Source organism: Psychrobacillus sp. FSL W7-1457, from assembly GCF_038593405.1.
In the GTDB taxonomy this organism is placed as follows: Bacteria; Bacillota; Bacilli; order Bacillales_A; family Planococcaceae; genus Psychrobacillus.
The window spans coordinates 2,586,541-2,611,979 of the sequence record NZ_CP151993.1 but is presented as its reverse complement, the minus strand read 5'-3'; the positions used below and the strand labels follow the sequence as shown (position 1 = coordinate 2,611,979).

23 protein-coding genes and 1 other annotated feature are annotated in these 25,439 nt (G+C 36.8%); of the genes, 18 read left to right on the top strand and 5 right to left on the bottom strand.

Annotation, left to right across the window (positions count from 1 at the left end; translation table 11 throughout):
* Positions 1 to 163 precede the first annotated feature (163 nt).
* Complete coding sequence (locus tag NSQ95_RS12690) at positions 164 to 3,085, bottom strand: transglycosylase domain-containing protein (RefSeq protein ID WP_340882996.1); 2,922 nt, start codon at positions 3,083 to 3,085, stop codon at positions 164 to 166.
* Between the two features lie 98 nt (positions 3,086 to 3,183).
* Positions 3,184 to 3,378 (top strand) — a binding site (T-box leader).
* A gap of 80 nt (positions 3,379 to 3,458) precedes the next feature.
* Here NSQ95_RS12690 and tyrS point away from each other — a divergent pair.
* The 9 genes from tyrS (at position 3,459) to NSQ95_RS12645 (ending at position 10,871) form a co-directional block, all read left to right on the top strand.
* Positions 3,459 to 4,724, top strand: a complete 1,266-nt coding sequence (gene tyrS, locus NSQ95_RS12685; protein ID WP_340882997.1) for a tyrosine--tRNA ligase — start codon at positions 3,459 to 3,461, stop codon at positions 4,722 to 4,724.
* 312 nt (positions 4,725 to 5,036) lie between these two features.
* Positions 5,037 to 5,285: a hypothetical protein gene (locus NSQ95_RS12680; RefSeq protein WP_169361292.1), complete on the top strand. Its 249-nt coding sequence runs from the start codon at positions 5,037 to 5,039 to the stop codon at positions 5,283 to 5,285.
* Between the two features lie 124 nt (positions 5,286 to 5,409).
* Complete coding sequence (locus NSQ95_RS12675; protein ID WP_340882998.1) at positions 5,410 to 5,787, top strand: VOC family protein; 378 nt, start codon at positions 5,410 to 5,412, stop codon at positions 5,785 to 5,787.
* A 17-nt stretch (positions 5,788 to 5,804) separates the two neighbouring features.
* On the top strand, positions 5,805 to 6,626 hold the full coding sequence (locus NSQ95_RS12670; RefSeq protein WP_340882999.1) for an alpha/beta hydrolase: 822 nt from the start codon (positions 5,805 to 5,807) through the stop codon (positions 6,624 to 6,626).
* Positions 6,627 to 6,808: 182 nt separating this feature from the next.
* Positions 6,809 to 7,933 (top strand): DUF418 domain-containing protein, encoded by a 1,125-nt coding sequence (locus NSQ95_RS12665; RefSeq protein WP_340883000.1) that lies wholly within the window; start codon positions 6,809 to 6,811, stop codon positions 7,931 to 7,933.
* Positions 7,934 to 7,947: 14 nt separating this feature from the next.
* Positions 7,948 to 9,033, top strand: a complete 1,086-nt coding sequence (locus NSQ95_RS12660) for a sensor histidine kinase (protein WP_340883001.1) — start codon at positions 7,948 to 7,950, stop codon at positions 9,031 to 9,033.
* Positions 9,034 to 9,045: 12 nt separating this feature from the next.
* Positions 9,046 to 9,654, top strand: coding sequence for a response regulator transcription factor (locus NSQ95_RS12655; RefSeq protein WP_340883002.1), 609 nt, complete (start codon positions 9,046 to 9,048; stop codon positions 9,652 to 9,654).
* A gap of 83 nt (positions 9,655 to 9,737) precedes the next feature.
* Positions 9,738 to 10,487 (top strand): alpha/beta fold hydrolase, encoded by a 750-nt coding sequence (locus tag NSQ95_RS12650; protein WP_340885905.1) that lies wholly within the window; start codon positions 9,738 to 9,740, stop codon positions 10,485 to 10,487.
* A gap of 156 nt (positions 10,488 to 10,643) precedes the next feature.
* Complete coding sequence (locus tag NSQ95_RS12645) at positions 10,644 to 10,871, top strand: hypothetical protein (RefSeq protein ID WP_169361298.1); 228 nt, start codon at positions 10,644 to 10,646, stop codon at positions 10,869 to 10,871.
* A gap of 402 nt (positions 10,872 to 11,273) precedes the next feature.
* Here NSQ95_RS12645 and NSQ95_RS12640 read toward each other — a convergent pair whose 3' ends face one another.
* The gene (locus NSQ95_RS12640) at positions 11,274 to 11,450 is read right to left on the bottom strand and encodes a hypothetical protein (protein ID WP_340883003.1); all 177 of its coding nucleotides are present in this window, start codon (positions 11,448 to 11,450) and stop codon (positions 11,274 to 11,276) included.
* 203 nt (positions 11,451 to 11,653) lie between these two features.
* Here NSQ95_RS12640 and dnaN point away from each other — a divergent pair, with 203 nt between their 5' ends.
* Complete coding sequence (gene dnaN, locus NSQ95_RS12635) at positions 11,654 to 12,784, top strand: DNA polymerase III subunit beta (RefSeq protein WP_340883004.1); 1,131 nt, start codon at positions 11,654 to 11,656, stop codon at positions 12,782 to 12,784.
* A 140-nt stretch (positions 12,785 to 12,924) separates the two neighbouring features.
* Here dnaN and rpsD read toward each other — a convergent pair whose 3' ends face one another.
* Positions 12,925 to 13,527: a 30S ribosomal protein S4 gene (rpsD, locus tag NSQ95_RS12630; protein ID WP_169360926.1), complete on the bottom strand. Its 603-nt coding sequence runs from the start codon at positions 13,525 to 13,527 to the stop codon at positions 12,925 to 12,927.
* A 370-nt stretch (positions 13,528 to 13,897) separates the two neighbouring features.
* Between rpsD and NSQ95_RS12625 the strand changes: the two genes are divergently transcribed.
* On the top strand, positions 13,898 to 15,757 hold the full coding sequence (locus NSQ95_RS12625) for a sensor domain-containing diguanylate cyclase (protein ID WP_340883005.1): 1,860 nt from the start codon (positions 13,898 to 13,900) through the stop codon (positions 15,755 to 15,757).
* A gap of 90 nt (positions 15,758 to 15,847) precedes the next feature.
* On the top strand, positions 15,848 to 17,020 hold the full coding sequence (megL, locus tag NSQ95_RS12620; RefSeq protein WP_340885907.1) for a methionine gamma-lyase: 1,173 nt from the start codon (positions 15,848 to 15,850) through the stop codon (positions 17,018 to 17,020).
* A 64-nt stretch (positions 17,021 to 17,084) separates the two neighbouring features.
* Here megL and NSQ95_RS12615 read toward each other — a convergent pair whose 3' ends face one another.
* Together NSQ95_RS12615 and hisJ are read right to left on the bottom strand one after the other, a co-directional pair.
* Entirely contained in the window at positions 17,085 to 17,564 is a 480-nt protein-coding gene (locus NSQ95_RS12615; protein WP_340883006.1) for a GAF domain-containing protein, read from the bottom strand.
* 14 nt (positions 17,565 to 17,578) lie between these two features.
* Entirely contained in the window at positions 17,579 to 18,376 is a 798-nt protein-coding gene (gene hisJ / locus NSQ95_RS12610) for a histidinol-phosphatase HisJ (RefSeq protein ID WP_340883007.1), read from the bottom strand.
* Positions 18,377 to 18,532: 156 nt separating this feature from the next.
* Here hisJ and ezrA point away from each other — a divergent pair, with 156 nt between their 5' ends.
* The 6 genes from ezrA (at position 18,533) to NSQ95_RS12580 (ending at position 25,427) form a co-directional block, all read left to right on the top strand.
* Positions 18,533 to 20,233, top strand: coding sequence for a septation ring formation regulator EzrA (gene ezrA, locus NSQ95_RS12605; protein ID WP_340883008.1), 1,701 nt, complete (start codon positions 18,533 to 18,535; stop codon positions 20,231 to 20,233).
* An 85-nt stretch (positions 20,234 to 20,318) separates the two neighbouring features.
* Complete coding sequence (locus tag NSQ95_RS12600; protein WP_340883009.1) at positions 20,319 to 21,452, top strand: cysteine desulfurase family protein; 1,134 nt, start codon at positions 20,319 to 20,321, stop codon at positions 21,450 to 21,452.
* A 5-nt stretch (positions 21,453 to 21,457) separates the two neighbouring features.
* The gene (gene thiI / locus NSQ95_RS12595) at positions 21,458 to 22,660 is read left to right on the top strand and encodes a tRNA uracil 4-sulfurtransferase ThiI (RefSeq protein WP_169360932.1); all 1,203 of its coding nucleotides are present in this window, start codon (positions 21,458 to 21,460) and stop codon (positions 22,658 to 22,660) included.
* Between the two features lie 82 nt (positions 22,661 to 22,742).
* Positions 22,743 to 22,946: an alpha/beta-type small acid-soluble spore protein gene (locus NSQ95_RS12590; protein WP_169360933.1), complete on the top strand. Its 204-nt coding sequence runs from the start codon at positions 22,743 to 22,745 to the stop codon at positions 22,944 to 22,946.
* 164 nt (positions 22,947 to 23,110) lie between these two features.
* Positions 23,111 to 24,691, top strand: a complete 1,581-nt coding sequence (locus NSQ95_RS12585; protein ID WP_340883010.1) for an acyl--CoA ligase — start codon at positions 23,111 to 23,113, stop codon at positions 24,689 to 24,691.
* 289 nt (positions 24,692 to 24,980) lie between these two features.
* Positions 24,981 to 25,427 (top strand): site-2 protease family protein, encoded by a 447-nt coding sequence (locus tag NSQ95_RS12580; protein ID WP_340883011.1) that lies wholly within the window; start codon positions 24,981 to 24,983, stop codon positions 25,425 to 25,427.
* Positions 25,428 to 25,439 lie beyond the last annotated feature (12 nt).

The window sequence follows — 25,439 nt, the reverse complement described above, 5'->3', positions numbered from 1 at the left end:
CATCGTATTCCTCCTAAGCTTCTTTATTATATAATACCTGATTTTGGAAAGGATATTTTTTGTAGTCTAGGATTTTACACAACCTGTCTTAAGTAAAAGCTTATAGAAAAAACGTGAAATCGATGAGGACCTTTGGCGTCCATACGATTTCACGTTTTTTATTTTATGGTGTAGATTCTTCTTCCGGTGGTGGGGTAGGCTCGACTGGAGGTGTAATGATTACCTCACCGCCACCGCCATTACCATCACCTGGGACAGGCTGTTCAGGCACTTCTTCTACCGGTTCCTCCGGGGGAAGAACTGGTATTACAGGTTCTGGAGCATTAATGGTAGCTATGTTGGAAGCACCAGACTGTAATCCGGTAATATCAACTGTTACTACTACATATTGTCCTGGAGAAGTGATTTGATAGCTATAATTTTCTGCCTCTTTCTTAGTCGCCATTAGCACTCTGTTACCATTAACGACTTGATATACTCGATATCCGACTACATCACTAGAAGCCGATTTCGTCCATGTCATTGTATTACCTGTCAAAGAGGTAGTTACTGGAGCAGGTGGCGTACCGTCTGCCTCAAATACCTTTTCTGATACTACATTGCTAGCAAATGTTGAGTCGTTCGGGAATAGCTTACTCGCATCTCCACCAAATCGACCAAGCATTCGTTTGATGAAGTCCTCACTTACTCCGTGACCACCCGCTGTAACAAATTCGCTTGGAGTAGAATCCAATGATCGATATTTACTACCGTTGATGACTACATAAGATGAGGATACTAGACTATCATCTGCCTGCGTAGGAAGCATAACCTTCGCATTAAATAAGTCAGATTTTACAAGACCTGCCTGCTCACAAGCAGTAGAAGGTGCTAGACCAGAAATACCACAGAATGATCTTGAAACGACTCCTTCAGGCGCTTGGAAAGCATTTGGTGCATCTATTAGCTCAGGGTTAATGTCATACATTGCATTCATCATGTTCGACCAAAGTGTATTAATACGTACACTTGGGTGCCCATAACGATTGTTCATATGGAATAATGTTAGCTTTTGCTCGTCATAACCAAGCCAAACACCCAATGAAACATTTGGATTGTAGCCTACTAACCATGAATCACTATGTCCTTGTGTTGTACCAGTCTTCGCTCCAAAGTCAGATTGGAATTTTAAACGAGAGCTTGCCAGTTTAGCAGTACCCTGTGTCATAACATCTCTTAAAATATCAGTCATAATATATGCTGTTTGCGGGCTAAATACATCGACAGGCTCTACTTGATGCTGATAAACAACATTGCCTTCCACGTCTACAATTTTCTCAATCATATATGCATCAACAAATTGACCATTATTCGCAAAAGTTCCGTATGCATTTGTATTTTCTTCTAAAGAAGCACCTTTTCTCATGCCTCCAATCGAAAGTGCAAGGTTAGCATATTCATCTTCTTCGATGCTTTCAAAGCCCATTTTCATCATGAAATCAGTTGGCTTTTTGTCTTTTATTTGATCGTAAAGTCTAATGGTCGATAAGTTTTGAGAAGTGGTTACTGCTTGTCGAGCGGAAATAATTCCAAGCTCTTGTTCCGTTGTATAGTTAGAAGGCTCCCATTTGTTTCCATTATCATTTATATTAAATTTAACATCTGCAAGAGGACTTCCTGCTCCAATTACACCATATTCAATAGCTGGAGCATAAACTACCAATGGCTTAATCGTAGAACCCATGGAGCGTACTGCCTGAGTAGCATGATTATATTGCTCTACATTATAATCTCGACCACCTAAGAACGAGAGAATACGGCCAGTTCCATTTTCTATTAGCATACTTCCAACTTGTACAGGGAAATCCTTTGTGATTGTTTCTCCAGTAATAGGATCCTTAACACTAATATTAGTATAAGTATGTCCATAAGATTCAAATGCATCTCTTACCTGAAGCATTTTTTCATACATATCTTTGTTAATAGTAGTATGAATACGATACCCGCCTGTACTAGCAGCACGCTGTGCCATAATATTATACTTTTCAATTAGAGGATCATCGTTAGCCAATGCCTCTAAATCGATTCCATCCTTTTGAGCTAGCTGCACACTTAAAATATCTCTAACTCTCTTTTCAATTTCAAAGGTAAGCCATGGATATTTTTCCTCTGGCAATGTTTCCTTTTGTCTAAAGTCTTTTGTAATATCATAGTTAACGGATGCTTGGTATTCCGCTTCTGTTATATATCCGGTTTCTTTCATCCGATATAATACGACTTTCATGCGATCGATACCATGCTTTAACGAGTCGCCTTCTTTTAATACTCCACCATTACTAAAAGGGGTGTATTTAAAAGGGGCTTGTGGAATACCCGCAATGTAAGCAGCCTGTGGGAGAGTCAGGTCTTTAGCCTTTACATTAAAAATTCCCTGTGCTGCAGTTTCGATTCCAGCGATATTACGACCGTTTGCATTTCTACCATACGGTATAATATTAAGATATGCCTCTAAAATTTCGTCCTTGCTCATAAACTCCTCAAGTCGCATTGCTAAAAGAATTTCCTTAGCTTTTCGTTCATAAGAAACTTCATTAGTAAGGATTTGATTTTTAATTAGCTGTTGGGTTAATGTAGAACCGCCCGTTTGAGTATCTGAGTTCGTCATATCCTGTAATAGACCTCTGAAGATGGCTTTAGGAACAATCCCGTTATGGACTTTAAAGTATTCGTCCTCCGTAGCTAACACTGCATCAATGACATAAGGGGAGACATTCGCAAGATCTGTTTCAGTTCTTTCCAAATCTGTTCTTAGCTTCCCAAGGTAGACATCCCCTGCAAAGTAAATTTCAGAAGTCTCTTCATAATTAAACACGGCTGCTCGCATTTCTTCTTTCTTTCTTAAAGGTTCATCCTTTATTAAAGAAGTGAAATAGCCTGCTCCCACAGCTGTAGCAAATGCTCCAAGTATGAGGCCGACTACTAAAAATATTAAGCATAAATTCCATACGACACTTGAAGATATACGTAACCTTCTTGCCCACTTGGTTGATTGCCAGGCATCTACTTTCTCTTTATATAAGTGGAATTTCTCCATCCATTTATTCATTTATTTCTCGACCTCCAAATCATGAATATTATATCATAGTCCAATATGTTAGACGATACTTATTGACATCCGAAACAAATTAGGTAAAATAGGTATATCATTTAACGAAGAAAAGTCCGAAGTAGTGATTATACATACTGTTTAGAGAGCTAACGGTCGGTGAAAGTTAGTCAGTGTATAAAAGCGAATTACAGGCTTGGAGTTATACGTTTTCACAACGTTACATGTGAAAAAGCGGAAGGATTGATCCTTCAAGCTGGGTGGTACCGCGCTAATGACTAAGCGTCCCTGCATGATTTTTATCATGTAGGGACTTTTTTGTTTATAGGCAATTTGTTTGGTATTGCTCAATCCAATAAAAGGAGGAAACAAAATGACAAACTCATTAATTGAAGACCTACAATGGAGAGGTCTTTTGTATCAACAAACGGATGCAGAAGGAATGGATAAACTACTATCTACTGAAAAAATCTCTCTATATTGTGGAGTTGACCCAACTGCAGACAGTATGCACATTGGACACATCGTTCCACTCCTAACACTTCGTAGATTTCAAATGCACGGACATCGTCCAATTCTTTTAGTAGGAGGAGCTACCGGAATGATTGGAGATCCTTCCGGTCGTTCGGAGGAAAGACAGCTGCAAACTACTGATCAAATTGATTTAAATGTCCAAGGGATTAAAAAGCAGATGGAACGAATCTTTGATTTTCAATCTGAAAATGGAGCACAGATGGTAAACAATCGGGACTGGATTGGACCAATGTCTGTTATTGAATTTTTAAGAGACTACGGAAAACTTATTAATATCAATTACATGCTTGGGAAAGATTCTATTGCTTCACGTTTAGATTCAGGACTTTCATTCACAGAGTTTACCTACACATTAATCCAAGGTATCGACTTCAACCATTTATTCAATCATTATGGCTGCCGTGTTCAAGTAGGTGGATCCGATCAATGGGGGAATATTACGACTGGTTTAGAAATGATTCGTAAAACACATGAAGAAGAAACAAAGGCATTTGGTATTACAATTCCTTTGGTTACGAAAGCGGATGGTACGAAGTTCGGTAAATCTGCCTCTGGCGCTGTGTGGTTAGATGCTCAAAAAACTTCACCGTATGAGTTTTACCAATTCTGGATTAATACAGCCGATGCAGATGTGATTAAATACTTGAAGATTTTCACTTTCCTAGAGAGAGCTGAAATTGAAGCATTAGAAGAAACCGTGCAAAATGAGCCGCACTTACGTAAAGCCCAAATAACACTTGCAGAAGAAATGACTCGCCTAGTACATGGTCAAGAATCATTAGACCAAGCAGTGAGAATTTCTCAGGCGCTATTTAGTGGAAACTTAAAAGCACTTACAGCAAGTGAAATGAAAGATGCTTTTAAGGATGTTCCAACCGTGGAAATGGAAAAAGAGGATAAAAACATAGTTGACTTTATAGTGGAAGCGACAGTGTCTCCATCTAAAAGACAGGCTCGTGAAGATGTAACGAATGGTGCTATCTCGATCAATGGAGAGAGAATTACAGAAATTGGTTATGTTGTAGGGCAAGAGGATAGACTAGAAGATGAATTTATGATTATTAGAAGAGGAAAGAAAAATTATAAAATGATTAAATTCGTATAATTTTTAAGTTACTTCTCATACTATTGAGAAGTAACTTTTTTTGTCAAAAAACGTCTAATTTATAATGTCTTAGTCAACTTTTTATAAAATGTAATAAATATCTAAGTAAAATAGAAAAAATTTCTTCTGTTTCATTAAAAAGGTGGAATTATGAACGTTTTAAAAAGTTTATATAAATAGTAGACAAAATAGGTGAAAATAAGTAAGTATATAGTATAGAATAAGATTTAGGAACTTTACTCTGAAAATAAATAAAATAAATTCTTATTATTTTTAAATACATAAGCTTTTTAAAAAAGGGGGTTAGAATACATGGAAGCGAAAAAATATATACTTGATCATTTCGACGATTTTTTTGTTATTCTTTTTGGTAAGAATGATAAATCGGACAAGCTAGTTATTTTAAAAGAAAAGTTTACAATTGACGCTAAAGAAGGAGATCTTCTAGAGATTTCAATTAATGAAGAAAAGACTGGCTATGAATTTAAAATCATTCATGAAGAAGCCGATGACAAAAGACAAAGATTATTAGACTTAATCGAGAATATGGAAAAGAACTAAAAAACTTGAAGCTGATATTTAACAGCTTCAAGTTTTTTTTCTTTCACGAAAGGTATCAAATAAAGAAGGAAAATCCAGTGAGCCAACGAATAGTTATACAGAAGACGTGAGAGGAGGATACAACTTGAACAAGTCATTACTTAAGGGTGTAGAGGGGATTTTTATCCCTGTGAGGGACTCTAAGGTTTCAGCACGCTGGTACGAGGAGGTACTAGGTTTCCAGCTAAACTATATAGAGGAAGAAGCTGCAGTCATGAAAATATCAAGTGAATCACCGACTGTCGTTTGTTTAGTCAAGGTCGAATATCATACTCCTATGAAATTTCCTTCGAATAATTTTGGCGTAGGGAAATATGTTAACTTTATACCCGAGGATATAGAGAAGCTTTACGATGAGTTAAAGTCTAAAGGAATTGCGGTAAACTCACTAGACGGCGATGGGGATAAGAAGTACTTTACGTTTTTTGATCCGGATGGTAATCCACTTGGCGCTTGTCAGTAATGGAGGAGAACAATAATATGTACACATCAATAAAGGACGTAGAAATCTATTTTGAAATATACGGAGAAGGAACCCCTATTTTAATGCTTCATGGGTTTTCCCCTGATATGGAGTTGATGAAGGGATGTATGGAGCCTTTCTTTCAAAAGTCAGGAGCTGCCTATAAAAGAATATACATAGACTTACCTGGAATGGGTAAATCCAAGCAATTCGCTCATCTAAACAATACCGATGATATGTTAGATATAGTGACTGGTTTTATAGAAAAGGAAATCCAAAATGAGGCATTTTTAATAGCAGGAGAGTCATATGGAGGTTATTTGGCACGTGGAGTAATCGCTAGGGAAAGTTTTTCTGTTCTAGGCGCTTTCTTTATTTGCCCCGTTATTTATGCCGCTCGTGATAAAAGAACACTTCCTGTTAAACAAACAGCAGCAAAGGATGAGCTATTCTTACAAACCTTGGGAAGCGATATAAAAGCGGCATTTGAGGATAACTGTGTCGTATTAAATGAACTGACATACAATCGATGGACGAAAGAAATCGTCAGTGGCATGAATCGAGCAGATCAACCATTTCTAGAAAAAATCTCCGGTAATTATTCGTTTGGTAGCTGGTTTAAAGAACCAAAATTTGATCAACCTTCTGTTTTCTTACTTGGAAGGCAGGACGATGTAGTGGGCTTTGAGGATGCTTTCCATTTAAAAGACAACTTCCATCAGGGATCGTACGCCATTTTAGATGGAGCAGGCCATAATCTACAAATTGAAAGGCCCATACTATTTGATGCCTATTTAGAGGATTGGTTAAAACGCATTCACGATAGAAAACTTAGATGAAAAGGCAAGTAATGAACCATTTCGGAAATTTTCGAGATGGTTCATCGCTTGTCTTTTTTGATTAATTATGACATGTGTCATCTTATACTTCTGACTGCTGTGAATGTTAGCATCATTCAATTCACTTTATTATTTTAGATAAGGGCAGGAGCTCTTACTTCAGACGAAAGAGGGATAATTTGATGACAAATGAAAGATTGCGCTTAATTGATATTCTTCGCGGATTTGCAGTGCTTGGAACACTAGGGACTAATATTTGGATTTTTGCTTATTTGGGAGACCTATCTTATACAACAACTTTTAACTATACCGGGTGGTGGTCATTAGACGATTTTCTGAGGATGCTCGTTCTTTTTTTCGTAAACGGTAAGTTTCTAGGGTTATTAACCATTATGTTTGGAGTAGGTCTAGAGATAAAATACCAGCAGGCGAAACGTAAAGGGAATGCGTGGCCAGGCGTGTATGTATGGACATTATTATTTTTACTTGTCGAGGGATTTATACATTTTGCCCTAGTAATGGAATATGACATCCTGATGAGCTATGCGATCACTGGTTTAATCGTTGCTCTTGTGCTTAAACGAGGAGATGCCTTTATGAAAAAAATAATGATTGGATTAGGTGGCTTTCATGCTGGCATTATTCTATTAGTTTTAGTAGCTTCTCTACTAGGGGGATTAAACATGTCATTGGGGACTTATGAGGGAGCTGCCCTATATGAAAGCGGAACATGGTTAAGTCAGGTGGAAAATCGCTTATTCAATTTTATTTACTTTAGATTAGAAGTTATTTTAATCGTTCCAATGAATATATGCTTGTTTTTATTAGGCGTCTTTCTTATGCGCTCGGGCACATTTTCTAAAACAGAGATTGGTAAACATAAGCGAAAAAAATTGTTTCAATTAGGTTTGTATATAGGAATTCCATTAAATCTCCTTATTTTTATACCTGGTGGGGACTTCGATTTACCAGCTCGTTATTTATTCGCACCAATCATGTCTCTTGGCTATATAGGATTATTTGGTATATTAGTAGAATATAGAAAGGTAGAGTGGCTTTGGTCTCGATTAGAAGAAGTCGGGAAAATGTCACTAAGCTGCTATGTTTCACAGAATCTTTTAGCCTCTATAATTTTTTATGGCTGGGGTCTTGGATTAGGTGGGAAAGTAGGAAGTCTATCTATAATCGGCATTTGGCTCAGTATAACACTTTTTCAATTCCTATTTGCCTATTTTTGTATTAACAAGCTTCGAACTGGACCATTAGAGTGGTTAAGAAGAAAAGCGGTAGCTGTAGTCTCCAAATAATTTTGTAAATAGAGGTGACCATCATAAAATTTTACCCACAAGATCAGGCGACCAAATACTTAATCATTGATGTAGCCTCCATTATCTTTCTTATTACTGTTGTCATGCTATCAGATTCAGTCTTACACAATGGCGTAAAGCTTATATTTCTATTGATGATTGTTAGTTCTTTTTATATTTCATTGTGGCATAAGGACTGGCGACTTCTATGTGCTGTAATGGTAGGTTACTCCTCTCTAATCGTATTAAGCTTTTTCGAGGGCTCTGTAATTATTACTTTTGGTTTTTTGTTTGCGGATTTGTTGGGGAGAGCTAAGTTTAAACTTCACATTGGACTTGGGATAGTAGGAATTGCCTCCTTGTTTTTCCTTTTTCTTTGGAAGGAGCAGCTCGATAACATTGACTTTGCTGTAATAGTAGCGTTAATGATTATTCAGCTTGCTTTGCCCATACTACGGTATTTTCTTTTAAAAACATCGAGTTTACAATCTAAATTATCCGAAGTAAATAAACAGCTTGTTCAGCAAGAAGAAAGACAGAGAATTGCTAGAGATCTACATGATACAATTGGCCATACTTTAACAATTATTAAGCTGAAGACAGAGCTTGCTTCCAAATTAGTAGGCACGGAACAAGCTAAGGTTAAGGGTGAGTTAGACGATATTTTAGCAACTACAAGAACTGCTATGAAGCAGGTAAGTGAACTGGTGACGGATATGAAATTTATATCTCTCGAAAGTGAGCTAGAACGTTCGGAGCAAGTACTAACATCTGCGGGAATTAATGTTCAATCTAATCACGACTTTCGCCAACCATTATCTAATGTAGAGGAAACCATGATATCTCTTTGTGTTAGAGAGGCGACAACAAACATACTTCGACATAGTCAGGCGAAATGTTGTGAAATCTATACAGAGTTTAAAGATAAGGTGTTCTACGTACATATCAAGGATGATGGAATTGGTTTAGAGATGAAGAGATTTGGAAATGGTATAGTCTCGATGAAGGAGCGGATGCATTCTTTACAAGGCGACGTACTTGTAAAAGAGGGTTCCTCTGGAGGCACTATAATAACAATCACATTACCAATTCATTCGTAAGGAGGATACATAGTGATAAGAGTAGTAATTGCTGAGGATCAAAAAATGCTTTTAGGCGCATTTTCTTCTTTACTATCCTTTGAAGCAGATATAGAGGTTGTTGGAGAGGCACAAGATGGTCAGAGAGCCTGGGAGCTAATTGTAAAGGAAACACCGGATGTATGTATTTTAGATATTGAAATGCCACATATGACGGGACTGGAGCTCGCTCGAAAAATACAAGAGGAGCAGATTCCAAGTAAAGTTATGATAGTAACTACTTTTTCACGGGTGGGATATTTACAAAAAGCGATTGACAGTAACGTAACTGGATATTTACTGAAGGACGAGCCAATTGATTTGTTAATAGAGTCTATTCGAAAGGTGGCTGCTGGTGAAAGGGTTGTTAGCAGAGATTTAGCAGCCACTCTTTTCATGAAAGTAGAGAATCCTCTGAATGACCGAGAAAGGGACGTCCTCCGTCTCGTTAAAGAAGGGTTAACTACTTCAGAAATCACAAAACGATTATTCTTAACGAAGGGTACTGTCCGTAATTATTTATCCTCGTCTATCCAAAAGCTTCACGTGGAAAGTAGACAACAAGCAGTAAACAAAGCAAATGAAAATGGTTGGCTTGAATAAAATAGAGTTTATATGAGATAGAAACGTGGTAGAGGAATAATGGTGTGAAATGTCGTTAAGTAAAAACTTATAAGGGGGATGGAATCGTGAATTATGAAGTGCTAGAGGGTGCAGAGGAGTTTTTCTACGAGGGAAATCATGTAGGGGTGTTAGTTATACATGGATTTACAGGCTCCACTCAAAGTATGCATTATTTAGGGGAAAGGTTTGCCGAAGCAGGCTTTACTGTTTTTGGACCGAGACTTACCGGTCATGGTACAGATCCAGAGGATATGGAGCGTGCAAGCTATGAAGACTGGATAAAAGACGTGGAAAAAGGGTTGAATAAGCTTCAGGAAACTTGCTCCGACATCTTTGTTTGTGGATTATCTATGGGTGGTACGCTTACTTTATACTTGGCCGAAAACTACCCTGACATTAAAGGCATTATGCCGATAAACGCTGCCGTCTATATGCCGGACATGATTGAAAATTATGAAACCCTTTCTCAAAGTGAGACTCGATTTGTAGAGGGAATTGGTTCTGACATTAAGCAGGCAGGGATAAAGGAGTTAGCTTACCCAAGAACACCAGTGAAATCTATGTCGGATATCATTCTACTATCAAGGCTAGTACGTGATAATCTATCTAAAATAACTGCACCTGCTCTAATATTTAAATCTACAGAGGATCATGTAGTTCCTCCAGAGAATTCCTTTCAAATATATGAAGCAATTTCCTCTGTTGGAAAGGAAATTGTGGAGCTAGAAAATAGCTACCATGTTGCTACGTTAGACGCCGATAAGGAGCTAATAGCAGATAGAAGTATACAGTTTATAAATGCAAGAATATAACTATCTAGTCTCGGAGCCATTGGTTTCGAGACTTTTTTCATTTAGGCAGATTATAAATGAAGTAGATTAAATGATACTAAATCTCCAGTACAACCATTTAAAGGTATTAATATCCACTTTATGGTCAATAATTTATTGTAATTGGAGGGGACGTATATGCTATTAGATGAAAAAGAAATTTATTGCTATAATTGCCGTAAAAAAACGTTATTTACATGTAGGGATTTGCGCAATAATAAAGGTGTCGAAAGCCATTGCAGCGAGTGTCCGACCTTTTGGTTTGAATGGCAAAACAAAGCGGTAGAGCGAGAAATGAAGAAATGGGTAGAATATAATCAAGGATTGTTAAGTACACTAAATAGCACAACAAATATGTGGACATAGAAATGCCTACGAAATAATGATATTTAGCATATATAAAGATGAAGATTACTCAAATGAGTGATCTTCATTTTTTTGTTTTTGTAATTTGTGTAGTTAGAAATTTTCGTAAGTTCTACGATCTGGCAAAGTAGTTGTTTTCCGTTGCGGCGAACGCTTTCCGCGGGCACATTTTCAGCCGTTTCCATCGCTGTGCTCAGTCCGGGGTCTTCAGCTCGCGCTATTCCCGATGGAACCGTTGCCTGCTCTCCAAACATTAAGAATGGAGAGATATCTTACAAGAAATCAGGGATCTTAAAATAGAGATTATGCTAGAACAGTTGATCGCCGTTGAGAGCTGACTTTACGAGGGCACTTTTATGTGATTCTTTTATGTGTAATTTCACTAATTTAGGTGTAATTTAGTTATTCACCATTTGAATATCTATTATCTCCCAACGTATGATTAGAACTTTCCCCTGGTTTTGCATTTGGATTTATTGGATTCTGGTTATTGTTATTAATTTTCTTATTTCTCCAATCAACTAGGAGAGCAAAAGCGATAATAATAAAAAGAATAAGAAGTACTATTAACCAAATCATATTTACCCCTCCTTTGTTTAAAAAAAAATATTTTTATCAACTAACTGTGACGTTCGTTTAAGTGTAACATTTCATCAACAATACGATCTTATGACTATCACAAAGATTTTTATAAATAAAAGCGGAGTCATGTATAAGGGAGGTATTGGGAAGGAGTTTGTCGAATTAGGAATACTTATGATTAAAATGAGGTGAACCTTTAGATGGAATTTATAATTGATAATGATTTTGTTAGTAAAGCAATTTTAGATGTTAATAGAGCCGTGACTTTCAAAACGCCTTTTCCTATTCTTACAGGTATTAAAATTACTGCTGATAAAAATAGCTTAACGCTAGTGGGAAGTAATTCTGATATTGTTATTGAGACAATTATCCCTTTGATGAATGATGGAGTAAAAGTGCTGGAAGTTTATAGGCCAGGGAGTGTTGTAGTATCAGCAAAATACTTAAGTGAAATTGTTAAGAAGCTACCTGGAAAAATACATATAAAAGTAGATGAAAAACAAGTAGTAACCATTCAATCCGAAGACATTGTAACGAAATTATACGGGTTTCATGCAGATGATTACCCTAGCCTCCCTAAAATCGATGAGGATAAATATATTAAAATTCCAAGTGTTGAATTACTGGAAATTATTAAACAAACTGTGTTTGCAGTTTCAAAGAGTGAGTCTAGGCCTGTCTTAACCGGAGTGAACATGTCATTTAAAGATCAGCGATTAAAGTGTGTGGCAACCAATTCCCAACGTTTGGCTTTAAGAGATATTGAAATAAAATCAAATATAGAGGGGTCTTTCAACGTACCAGGAACAAGTTTGAATGAACTAGCCAAAATAATAAGTAATGAAGATAGTGTAATACATATTTTTATATCAGACCGGTATATGACATTTAAAACAAATACAATCTCTCTATTTTCTAGATTGATCGATGGCAATTATCCTAACGTCGACGGATTGTTCCCAAGTAATGCGAACACAATAATTACTCTTAATACCAATCAGCTATTAAAGGGGATAGATAGAGCTTGTCTTTTTGCAAGCGAATGGAAGAATAACAATGTTCATCTTGAAATAATGAATGGTTCAAAAATAAAAATTTCCTCCAACTCCTCAGAGATAGGAAAAATTGAAGAAATCTTACCCATTACGGAGATTACTGGTGAGACAAGCTTAAATATTTCGCTCGATGGTAGTTTTTTAATGGATGCTTTAAAAGCTATACAGGAAGAAGAGGTTAAAATAAGCTTTGGTGAATCCATGAGACCGATCATAATGGAACCAATAGGCAATGCGTCTTATTTACATCTCATTTCACCGGTACGTACATACTAAGATGTTAAGACCGTCTAGTAAGAGGGACCTGATTTTCTCTCTTCGGATATATAGAGACGGATAAACATAAGAAAAAACCCTAGGGAGGTTGAATTAACCACATTCCTAGGGTTTTGCTTGTCGGTTACTAAGCGACAGAATTAACGAGAGTAGAACTCAACGATTAGAGATTCGTTGATTTCAGCTGATAATTCGCTGCGCTCTGGAAGGCGAACGAAAGTACCAACTTTGTTGTCTGCGTCAAATGTAAGGTATTCTGGTACGAAGTTATTAACTTCCATAGATTCGTTTACAACATCTAGGTTTTGAGATTTTTCACGAAGTGAAATTTCTTGACCTGGTTTTAAACGGTATGAAGGAATATCAACGCGTTTACCATCAACCATGATATGACCGTGGTTAACTAATTGACGTGCTCCACGACGAGTGCGAGCAAGACCTAAACGGTATACAATGTTATCAAGGCGAGTTTCAAGAAGGATCATGAAGTTTTCACCATGTTTACCTTGCATTTTACCAGCTTTATCAAACAAAGTACGGAATTGACGTTCGTTAACACCATAAGTGTGACGAAGTTTTTGTTTTTCTTGTAATTGAAGACCGTACTCAGTTAATTTTTTACGTTGGTTAGGACCGTGTTGTCCTGGTGCGTATGGGCGTTTTTCTAATTCTTTACCAGTACCACTTAGTGAGATACCAAGACGACGTGATAATTTCCATGCTGGACCTGTATAGCGAGCCATGAATGACTCCTCCTTTGTATTGGTTTTATTTTGTTGTAAAATAAGAACCAGATGCATTCAGACTAGCAGCCATTTCGTTTTCATGTATCATCGCCCTAGCAGCCGAGGGTTACGGGATACACCATCTATTTTAAATAGAGGAACAAAATGAACAATCTAATCCATACAACTGCTGCATTTATTTTACACAAAGACTATTGTATCTCGTGCACTGTTGAAAGTCAATCATATACATTAGTTAATTAATATTATAGCTATTTTGGGAAATTGAATATATTGACAAGACGGTAATTTTATAGTCAAATTGAATTATAAGGGTATTGGGATAAAAGTATCATAACTTCTCTCCGAAAGCTAAGAGGTGTAATAGATGGCAAACGATATAGACTTAACAAAATTTAAAGGTAGAGTTTTTGATTTATGGACCGATTATACTTTCAGTCAATACAGTGAGACTAATTGGTTTGAAGAACTCAAAGTATTGTTGGCTGAGTTTTTTGACGTTAGGTTTGCCACCTATTATAAACAGGATGCCCATACTTTCATTCAACTGAATTGGAATCACTCACTCGCTAAAAAAAGAGAAGCCATTAGATGGATAGAAATAGAAGGTTTCTTCTATGAAAAAGACTATGCAGAGATTCCTTTTATAAGAAAAGGGGAAAAACAGTGTGGTGAAGTTTCTATTTTGCTTAGAAGCGAGGATCATGAGATTCTTGGGATGTTAGTAATGGAAGCAACAGAGAAATGGGAAAAATTCGCTAAGACATCTGAAGTAAATGAATTTATATTAATCATTAGTAAATTAGTAAGAATGGTTAGAAAGTCTATCTTCTTAACAGAACAGGAGCAGCAATACAGAAATCTTTTTAACGTGACAAAGATGTTCCATTCTACACTTGAGGTAGATCAAATCTTAAAAGGCACACTATTGGCTGTTCAGGATGCTTTTCCTGACTTTGAAAATACATTGATTCTCTCTAACGATCAAGATCGTAAAACTTCTGTTCCATATAAACTATTTGATTATACCTCGGAGAGACCAAGTACTGTTGAAGCGTACGTATCCGGAGAAATAACTTCAGATTTAGTAGAAAATTCGAAGATGAAACTATTAAATATACCAATTAAGGGGAAGCAGGGGATCTACGGTATCCTACAAGTATCTACCCCGATGGATTATCTGTTTTCAATCAGGCAGAAGGAATTTATGAAGATGCTTGCTGCTACTGCTGGAAACGCCCTAGAAAATGCTAAGTTGTTTATTCAGTCTCACCGTTTAGTTGGTGACTTACAATTAATCAATGAGACGACTCATAAATTGAATATGAATTTATCACAAGAAGACATGGTCATATTCTTAAGAAATCAACTAATAAAATCATTTCAGCCAGAGCATGTTTGTTTTGTATTTATAGAGGATGATGAATACTCGATAAGTGTGGCAAACTCTGATTATTTTTACACATTAGAAGGTCAAATGTATATTCAACATGTAGGAAACCAATTTAAAAAGCTTAAGGATTCACTGTTTGTGGCTGATTTCAATCGACTAAGTAATGCGAACGTTGCATATCGATCTCTTGTGGCAATTCCTTTAAGAGAACAAGAAAATATTACTGGGTTTAGCATAGTATTGCACAGCGATCCGTACTATTTTTCCTTTGATAGCTTCAAATTAATGCAATCCTTAATACAGCATTCCTCCTTGGCCCTTACTAATTCCGCGCTGCGCAATAAATTACAAGAAATGGTTGATCGTGACCACCTGACGAATCTCTACGCAAGAAGCTATTTAGATAGATACGTAGAGGAGTCTATGATTAATGATACTAGTGGGATATTCGTATTAATGGATATTGATAACTTTAAGCAAGTGAATGATACCCATGGCCATCAGATCGGAGACAGCATTCTTAAACAAATTGCGAAGGTAATAGAGAAAAGAGTAGAAAATGTAGGAATAGGTGCAAGATGGGGTGGAGAAGAGCTAGCTCTATATTTTCCCCAGATGTCTGTGGAGGAAGGTAAGAGAATTTGTGCGGACCTCTTAGAAATAATCCCTATTTATACAAATCCAAGTGTGACCGTTTCTGTTGGTTTATCTGGGTGGAGTAAAAGAGAGGATGCAGACTTTCATAATTTGTTTCATCATGCAGATATTGCACTATATGAAGCGAAAAATAATGGAAAAAACCAGCTATGTATCTATGAGGTAACTTGTCATTAAGATGAGTTGCCTTTTCTTTTTTTGGAAATATGTGTACACTATATTTGAAAGCGTTTACAAAAGGGGTGCACGATTTTGGGAAAATCATCAATGGAAAAAGAAACATCACTTATTCATCAAGGATACGCCACAGAGGACCATCGTGACAGTTTAGCAGTTCCACTCTATCAAACTTCTACATTTGCATTTGAAAATGCAGAGCAAGGTGCGAAACGGTTTGCAGGAGAGGAAGCAGGAGGGATCTATTCCCGACTAGGTAATCCGACTGTTCAAGTGCTAGAGCAAAGAATGGCAGCGATAGAAAATGGAGAGGGTGCGCTTGCTTTTGGGTCGGGGATGGCCGCAGTAAGTACAATCCTAGTATATTTAACTAAAGCGGGTGACCATATCTTATGCACAAGAGGAATTTATGGTTGTACATTTGGGTTACTAAACATAATGGAGGAAAAATATAATATTTCGCATAGCTTGGAAAAGTTGTCAACCGAAGAAGAAATTGAGGCAGCTATTAAACCAAATACGACATGTATTTACGTGGAAACACCGATCAATCCAACGATGGAAATCGTAGATATCGCATTAATCGTCAAAATTGCACAGAAACACAAAATTCCGGTAGTAGTGGATAACACTTTCTGTTCTCCATATCTACAAAATCCGTTAGACTTAGGAGCAAACTTCGTACTGCATAGTGCAACGAAGTATATTAACGGTCATGGAGATGTTATAGCAGGGATTCTAGTAGGTAAGGAAAAAGAACAAATGGACATAATTCGTTCGACTGTTCAGAAGGACTTTGGCGGCATCATATCACCATTTGATGCGTGGCTGTTGATTAGAGGGTTAAAAACGTTACATGTCAGAATGGATAGACATTCTAGTAACGCAGAAAAAGTATTTACATTTTTAGAGTCCCATCCTTCTATTGAGTCCATTTATTATCCTTTCGATAAAAAAAATCCTCAGTATGAGGTAGCAAAAAGGCAAATGAAAAACGGGGGAGGACTAATTTCATTTGCTGTTAAGGGTGGTAAGGAAAAAGCACAGCAGCTTATGAATGCTCTTTCGCTCATTAAAATTGCAGTAAGCCTAGGGGATGCCGAGACACTAATCCAACATCCAGCAACTATGACCCACTCTGTAGTACCTAGCAAAGAGAGAATTGCTATGGGTATAACCGATGGATTACTAAGGCTGTCAGTTGGTCTCGAGAGCACAGAAGACATTATTAGAGATTTAGAGCAAGCCTTAGATAAATTGTAACAAAACGAAAGAGGATGAAATGACAGAAGTCATCACATCCTCTTTCAATCTAGTTAACTAGAAGTTATATATGCTTAATAAGGACATCTACGAACTGTTCTAGTCCTTTTCCATCCTCAGCAGTAAATCGATCTTTTATAGGGCTATCAATATCTAAAACTCCGAGAAGTTTACCCTCTCTTACAATAGGAACAACAATTTCTGATTGTGAAGCGGCATCACAAGCTATATGACCAGGAAATGCATGAACATCAGGTACGATAATTGTTTCCTGTGTTTCCGCTGCTGTACCACATACGCCTTTACCAAGTGAAATACGAACACAAGCAGGTAGACCTTGGAATGGCCCAAGCACAAGTCCACCATCTTCGACTAGGTAAAATCCAACCCAATTAATTTTGTCGAAGAATTGGTTTAAAAGAGCAGAGGCGTTACTTAAGTTGGCAATTGCATTAGTTTCGCCCTCTAAAAGAGCATCTAGCTGTTTACACAATAATGAATAGCTAGCGGACAAGTCAGTTGAATAGTTAGTTGTTTGAAACATATACATTCTCCAATCTACAAGATATTATTAAAACATTTATAATACTGGTGTAAATCTTTTGCTTGGTGCGCATCTGATCCAAAAACTATAGGTACACCTAATTCCTTTGCCAAAGAAATATAGGGAATTGGAGGATAGCTCTCTTTGCAAAAAGGCTTAGCAAAGCCTGCACTATTTGCATCTAACTCTAACAATCTATTCCTCATTTCTACTAATATACCTAAGATGTCTTCATGATCATCAACAATTTCAGAAAGTGCATGCTGAAACTTATGTACAAGGGTAATATGTCCAATCCGTTTTGGCTTATATATTCCTAAGTCGCTCGTTATTGAATCCATCAACGTTTTGTAATACAATTTATAGACAGACATAGGACTACCAAGTTTTTCGACGAATCTCAGGTAAACTTCCTTAGAATAATCGATACATACATATTGATTTTGATCGTGTAAAAAATGTACGGATAGAATGGAATCGTCTAAATAACTTCCATAGTTGTTTAAAAACTCCGTAGTTTCTGATTCAAAACCTGAAATATAATCAATCTCTAAGCCTGTAGATATAACAATATCTCGTTTATACTGTTTTTTCAACTGATTTAGTTCCGTTAAATATGCCTCTAAGCGATGAAAATCCATACCACTATCTTTATCTGGCGTGGGGTCTATAAAGCTGGAAGGCAACGGAGCATGCTCGGTAAAAGTGATTTCTTGAAAACCATTTAGAATAGCCTTTTCAATATACTGGTTAAAACTATCCAGTGTTCCATGAGGACAGTAAGGGGTATGTATATGTCCATCTTTTTTCATAGCAGTTGGGCTCCTTTTGTAGAAAGTTACATTATTTTTTAACATTTCTTAGGTTTATTCTTATTTAATGAAACAATAACATAAAAAGCATGGTAATATATATAGTAAGATACAATTCGCACTTTTTGATTTTGGAACAGGAACAGGGGGCTTACGATGAGGTATATCATCCCAGCAGTCATTGTACTTTTAGTAATTGCAATCATTGCATTTATCATACGAAAGAAACACCAAACAGAAATAGCTCGCTTAGAGCATGAAAAGCACCAAATTCAAAACAAGCCTATTTTAGAGGAAATGACTAAAGTTAAACAGCTAAATATGAATGGGCAAACAGAAGAAATGTTTGAAAGATGGCGCAATAATTGGACCGAAGTAATGGATGTACATATGCCTAAGATTGACGTTCTTTTGTTTGATGCGGAAGAATATGTAGATAAGTTCCTTTTTATGAAGGCCACCAAAATCGAAAAAGAACTTCAAACTTTGATTTCTACTTGTGATGAGAAAATGTCAGGTATTATCAAAGAGTTAGAGGAACTAATCGGTAGCGAGGAAAAAAACCGCATAGAAATAGAACAGCTTAAGGACCAACATCGTTCAGCAAGAAAAACATTGTTAGCCCATCAATATTCTTTTGGCGAAGCAGCTCCTGCTCTAGAGGCTAAATTAGAATCCTTCTTACCACTCTTTGAGGAATTTGACCAGCTAACGGATACTGGAAACTACTTAAGCGCTAGAGAAATAGTGATCAACATACAAGATGAAGGACAAAAGTTCTTTCATAAAATACATGAAATTCCAACTTTACTTACTGAGATTCAGCATAAAATCCCTGCTACGATACATGAGCTACGAAACGGTCAAAAGGAAATGGAAGCAAGTTCTTATTACTTGCAGCATTTAGAAATGACTAAAAAGTTAGATGATTTAGAAGCAGAGCTTGCAGAGTTAAAGACCTCTATTATTAGTCTAGATGTTGGTAAGCCATTGATTCGTGTGGGAGAGATAAAAGAAGAAATTGAAACGTTCTATGATCTATTGGAAAAAGAAGTAATAGCTAAAAAGTACGTGGATAGCTATAAGGACCAGACAGCTATTCGTTTGAGAGAAGTAACTACAGCTACTAGAGCGATCAATGAAGAAGCGACTTATGTACAGCAAAGTTATCGTTTACCTGAAAAAGAAGCTGAAATACCACAGAGCTGTCTAAAAGAGCTAGAGGAGCTAGATAAGAAATTTAGCATGCTTGCTCTCCGAGTAGAGGAAGAGAAATCAGCTTATTCAAGTCTTCAGGAAGAACTGAACGAAATTGCGGAAGAGATTGATCGATTATACGAAGAGCAGGATCGCTTCGCAAACCGTTTAAAAAATCTTCGCATCGACGAAAACAAAGCTCGAGAAAAGCTGGATGACTTAAAAATATTATTGCATGATACGGATCGTATGATTCAAAAAGCCAATATTCCAGGTATCCCAGAAGAAATGGATGTCCGATTAGAAGAAGCGGAAGAGCATATTTATGTTGCTATGCAAAGCTTGCAGGAAGTTCCTTTAAATATGACATTGGTCGATGGTTATTTGGAAAAGGCAGAGGCATGCATGGAAGATGTACATCATAAAGCAAAAGAAATGTTAGAAAATGTAGAGCTAACTGAAAAAATTATTCAGTATGGAAATCGTTATCGTGCGTCGCATCCAAATGTTCATGCACGTTTACTCGAAGCAGAGGAAGCATTCAGACAATTGCGCTATGCTAAGGCATTGGAAGATGCGGCAACTGCAGTAGAAGAAGTGGAACCAGGAGCTTTAAAGAAAATCGAAATGATGATTAAAGAAGCAGCTTGGCGTACATAACATGGTATCTTAAAAACAGATAGAAATGTAGACCACCTCACTACTTGTGATGGTGGTCTTTTTCCTAAGAAGGAGAGAGAATACTTTGATTTATTTGGATAATAGCGCAACAACAAAAGTATTACCGGAAATAATGGATACTTTTGTCGCTGTGAACGAAACATATTGGGCAAATCCATCCTCTATTCATGAATTTGGTCATAAAACGAACCAGTTATTACAATCAGCGCGAGAACAAATAGCAGAAATTCTGCACACTGCTAGTGCTAAAATATACTTTACGTCTGGTGGTACGGAGTCCAATAATTTAGCGATATTTGGACTTGCAAACAAATATAAATTTAGAGGAAAGCACGTACTTATTTCTCAAATTGAACATCCTTCTATTATAGAAGCTGCTAAACAATTGGTTGATATGGGTTTTGAGGTGGAATGGATTCCGGTCGATGCTAGCGGAACAATTGATTTAAATGAGTTTTCCAAACTGATTCGCGCAGAAACGATGCTAGTGAGTGTTATGCATGTTAACAATGAAACGGGTGCTGTGCAGCCACTTAAAGCATTGAGCACAATTGTGAGAAGAGAAAGTAAGGCAGTCATCCATGTTGATGCAGTACAAAGCTTTGGTAAATTATCGATAGACTTTAAACGGTATGATATAGATGCAATAACTATTTCTTCTCATAAAATTCACGGAATAAAAGGCTCCGGTTTACTTGCACTTTCAAAAACAAGAGAAATAGAGCCTATACTGTTCGGTGGAGGACAAGAATCGGGTATTAGAAGTGGCACAACTCCAGTTCCATTGGCAGTAAGCACAGCAAAAGCAATGAGAATTGCTAGTACTGGCTTGGAAAAAAATTCAACACACATGAAAAATCTAACTGACGAGCTTGTTCAGTTTCTCCATGGCTTCGAACGTATTAAAATGATTTCCCCAGAGAATCGTGCTCCCCATATCGTTACTTTTTCTGTGCGAAAAATCAAGGGAGAGGTTATAATCAATGCATTGCAAAAAAGAGATGTCATTGTCTCTACTAGTAGTGCTTGTTCTTCTAGACAAACAAAAACAAGCCACGTGTTAAAGGCGATGCATATATCAGATGACTATATAAAGGGTGTTATCCGTTTAAGTATCAGTCCTCTAACGACCGAGGAAGAAATAGAGACATTTAAAAAAATATTCACCGAAGTGATGAATGTTATAAAAGGAGATTAAATGCAATGAAATGGGAGAAAATTTTAGTTAGGTACGGAGAACTTTCAACTAAGGGTAAGAACAGAAAACAGTTTATTAATCATTTACGAAATAATATTAAGTTTTCCTTTGTAGACTTACCAAATATAAAGGTACATGCTGAGCGAGATCGCATGTTTTTAACTTCTACGGATGATGAAGAAATCCAAGAGCTAATCAAACGGTTACCTAAAATTTTTGGTATTCAATCGTTTAGTCCGGTTGCTTCTTGTTCACAAGATATAGAAGATATTAAAAAAACAGCATTAGAGATCATGGAAAGTCTTGAGACGGAAGATAAAACATTCCGAGTTACAGTAAAACGTACTGACAAGCGCTTTCCAATGGATACGTATGAGCTACAAACTACTATCGCTAGCCATGTGTTAAGACAATATCCAGCCTTGAAGGTTCAAATGAAAAAACCTGAAATCGATTTACGTATCGAAGTCTTGACCGATGCTGTATATATGATGGCTCAAGTAATTCCTGGTGCAGGTGGAATGCCATTAGGATCTAATGGTCGTTCCTTATTGATGCTGTCAGGTGGAATTGATAGTCCTGTAGCTGGTTATATGCTAATGAAGCGTGGCGTAAGATTAGATGCGATTCATTTTCATAGTCCGCCATTTACTAGCGAACGATCAAAAGAAAAGGTAATGGATCTTGCCAATCAGTTAAGCCATTTTGGAGCAACTGTGCGTCTTCATGTCATACCTTTCACTGATATACAACAAAGTATTCAGGCTCAAATTCCCGAAAATGTTTCCATGACTACGACTAGAAGAATTATGATGAAAATTGCAGATCTAGTTCGCGAAGAAATTGGAGCACTAGGAATCGTGACTGGTGAAAGCTTAGGTCAAGTAGCAAGCCAAACACTTGAAAGCTTAACAGCTATAAATGCAGTGACATCTACACCTATTTTTAGACCGTTAATATCAATGGATAAACTAGATATTATAGATATTGCCCGGGAAATCGGGACTTATGACACATCAATTCTTCCATATGAGGATTGCTGTACTATTTTCACACCTTCTTGTCCAAAGACTAAACCGAAGCTAGAGAAAGTGGAATACTATGAAAGCTTTAAGGATTTTGATGAATTGATAAAAGAAGCAGTTGAAAATAGAGAGACGATTTCATTCCCAAAGAAAAAAGAAAATGCTTTTGAAGATCTATTGTAAAAAATAGCAAAATATACCTCATATCTTGTGTACATAAAAAGAATGAAATCGACCATTCTAATTTCACAAGGAGGTGATTACAATGTCTTCAAACAACAACAGCAACCAACTTTTAGTTCCTGGTGTAAAGCAAGCTCTTGATCAAATGAAATATGAAATCGCTCAAGAATTTGGTGTAAATCTTGGAGCAGATGCATCAGCGCGTGCCAACGGATCCGTAGGCGGAGAAATTACTAAGCGTTTAGTGCAAAAAGCTCAACAACAAATGAACGGTTCAAACAGCTAATCATATAAAAGAGAAGTCGGCAGGAAACTGCCGGCTTTTTCCTATTTTACGCATCAATTTTCATGGTACATATATTAAAAAATTTCTAAAAATTAAATTTATTATATAAAAAATTGGAAAAATCCCCTATACTTTATATTAGAACAAGAAGGGGGAAATGATTCATGAACAAAATGGATTTAATCGCACCATCACACTATAACCTAGTAAGCGAGTTCGAAAAGTATAGTAAGGATGAAAGTAGGTTAGCTCTTATTTGGGAATCTGATAAAGGGGAAAAGAAACAAATCACCTATAAAAATTTACTCCTCCGAGCAAATAAAATTGCCAATTTATTTACGAGCAAAGGCCTTAAAAAAGGCGATGTCGTTCTTATTATGGTTCCTAGACTGATCGAAGCATATGAAGTTTATATTGCAGCGTTAAAAGCAGGATTAGTTGTAATCCCAAGCTCCGAGATGCTCAGAGCTAAGGATATTGAATATCGATTAACCCATAGTGAAGCAAAAGCAATCATAGCTTTTGAACCGTTCCTCTCCCAATATGACGATGTAAGCAATTTAGAAAACAAACTACTATTTGTCATTGGACAAAGTCAAAATCAATGGATATCTCTTACAGATGAAATGGAAAAGGAAAGCGAGGATTTTTCTACAATTGAAACATTAAAAGAAGACATGGCTTTCTTATCTTATACAAGTGGAACAACCGGTAATCCTAAAGGTGTTGTACATACCCACGGTTGGGCTTTTGCACACTTACGGACATCAGCTCCCAACTGGCTAGGGATTGAAGATGGTGACGTTGTATGGGCTACAGCAAGTCCAGGCTGGCAGAAATGGATCTGGAGTCCTTTCTTAGCTACGCTTGGAAGCGGTGCAACAGGATACGTTTATAACGGCAAATTCGATGCAAAAGTATATCTACGTAATATCCAAGAACAACAGGTAAATGTTCTATGTTGCACGCCTACGGAATACCGAATCATGGCAAAGGTAGATGGGTTAGCGGATTATAATTTATCTAGTCTCCATAGTGCTGTTTCTGCTGGTGAGCCATTGAATAGAGAGGTTATAGAAACGTTTGGAAAATTATTTGACCTAGAAGTGAGAGACGGATATGGCCAAACTGAAAATACATTGCTAGTCGGTACGATGAAAGGGATGGAGGCTAAGCCAGGCTCTATGGGTAAACCTACTCCTGGAAACAAAGTAGAAATCGTTAACGACCAAGGAGAGCCATGTGACGTAGGAGAAGTAGGAGACATTGCTGTTCATGTTGAAACTCCTGCATTGTTTAAGGAATATTTAAAAGATCCGGAAAGAACCTCGATGCAGTTTAGAGGAGATTATTATATTACCGGAGACAGAGCTAGGAAGGACGAAGACGGCTATTTCTGGTTTGAAGGTAGAGGTGACGATATAATCATTAGCTCTGGATATACCATTGGACCGTTCGAGGTTGAGGACGCTTTAACAAAGCATCCACTAGTACAAGAATGCGCAGTCATCGGTAGCCCAGATGAAATAAGAGGGACTATTGTTAAAGCATTTGTGGTGCTAAGAGATCCTTCCCTACAAGTATCGGATGAGTTAGTTAAGGAGCTTCAAGACCACGTGAAAGCGCTAACCGCACCTTACAAGTACCCTAGAGAAATAGAATTTATATCTGAGCTTCCAAAGACAACCTCTGGGAAAATTAGAAGAATTGAGCTTAGACAAAAGGAATTGTTAAAGACTAAATAATAAATAATTTATAGCCGAGACTGTAAACAAGCCTTTTAAATGCTTGTTTGCAGTTTTCTGCTTTTGAGTTAAAACTGAGTAAGAGAACCATCTTTAGTGACTTTTATGTATGTAAAGTAGAATTGATTTCCGCTTTTGACGGACGCTTTTAGGGTGAGATGTCTACCATACATCTCTAAAATCAGTAATACATAAAACTAGATATTTATGAATTCAATTTTAACAATATTCGAAAATATATGGAACCATCTTTTCGCTTTTTCGTAAACAATAGAAAGGGGATGAAAAGATGGATTTTATAATAAACTTCATTATTATTACTTTATTTATTTGTCCAATTATTGCACTGATTCACGAATCTGGACATGCATTTTTTCTGAAAATATTTGGTGCAAAAGTAAGTGAGTTTTCTATCGGTAACGGTGATGTACTTTGGAGGAAAAACAATTTTTTCATTAAAAAGGCATACTTTTTTGGTGGGAGAGTTTTCACTGAAGACTATAATATGTTGAGTAAAAATCAAAGAACCTTCTATTTCTTAGGCGGTGTGTTCTTTAATTACCTATCTGCACTAGTACTTCACTTATTAACTGGTTATGAATTCCTAGTTTTTCGAAATTACTTAGATAGTTTTATTTTTGTATCGTATCTTACTGTACTAATTAATCTAATTCCACTTAATACAATCCTAGGTGAAACTGATGGTAAACAATTAGTTAAAATATATAAGAATTAATAAGATATGATT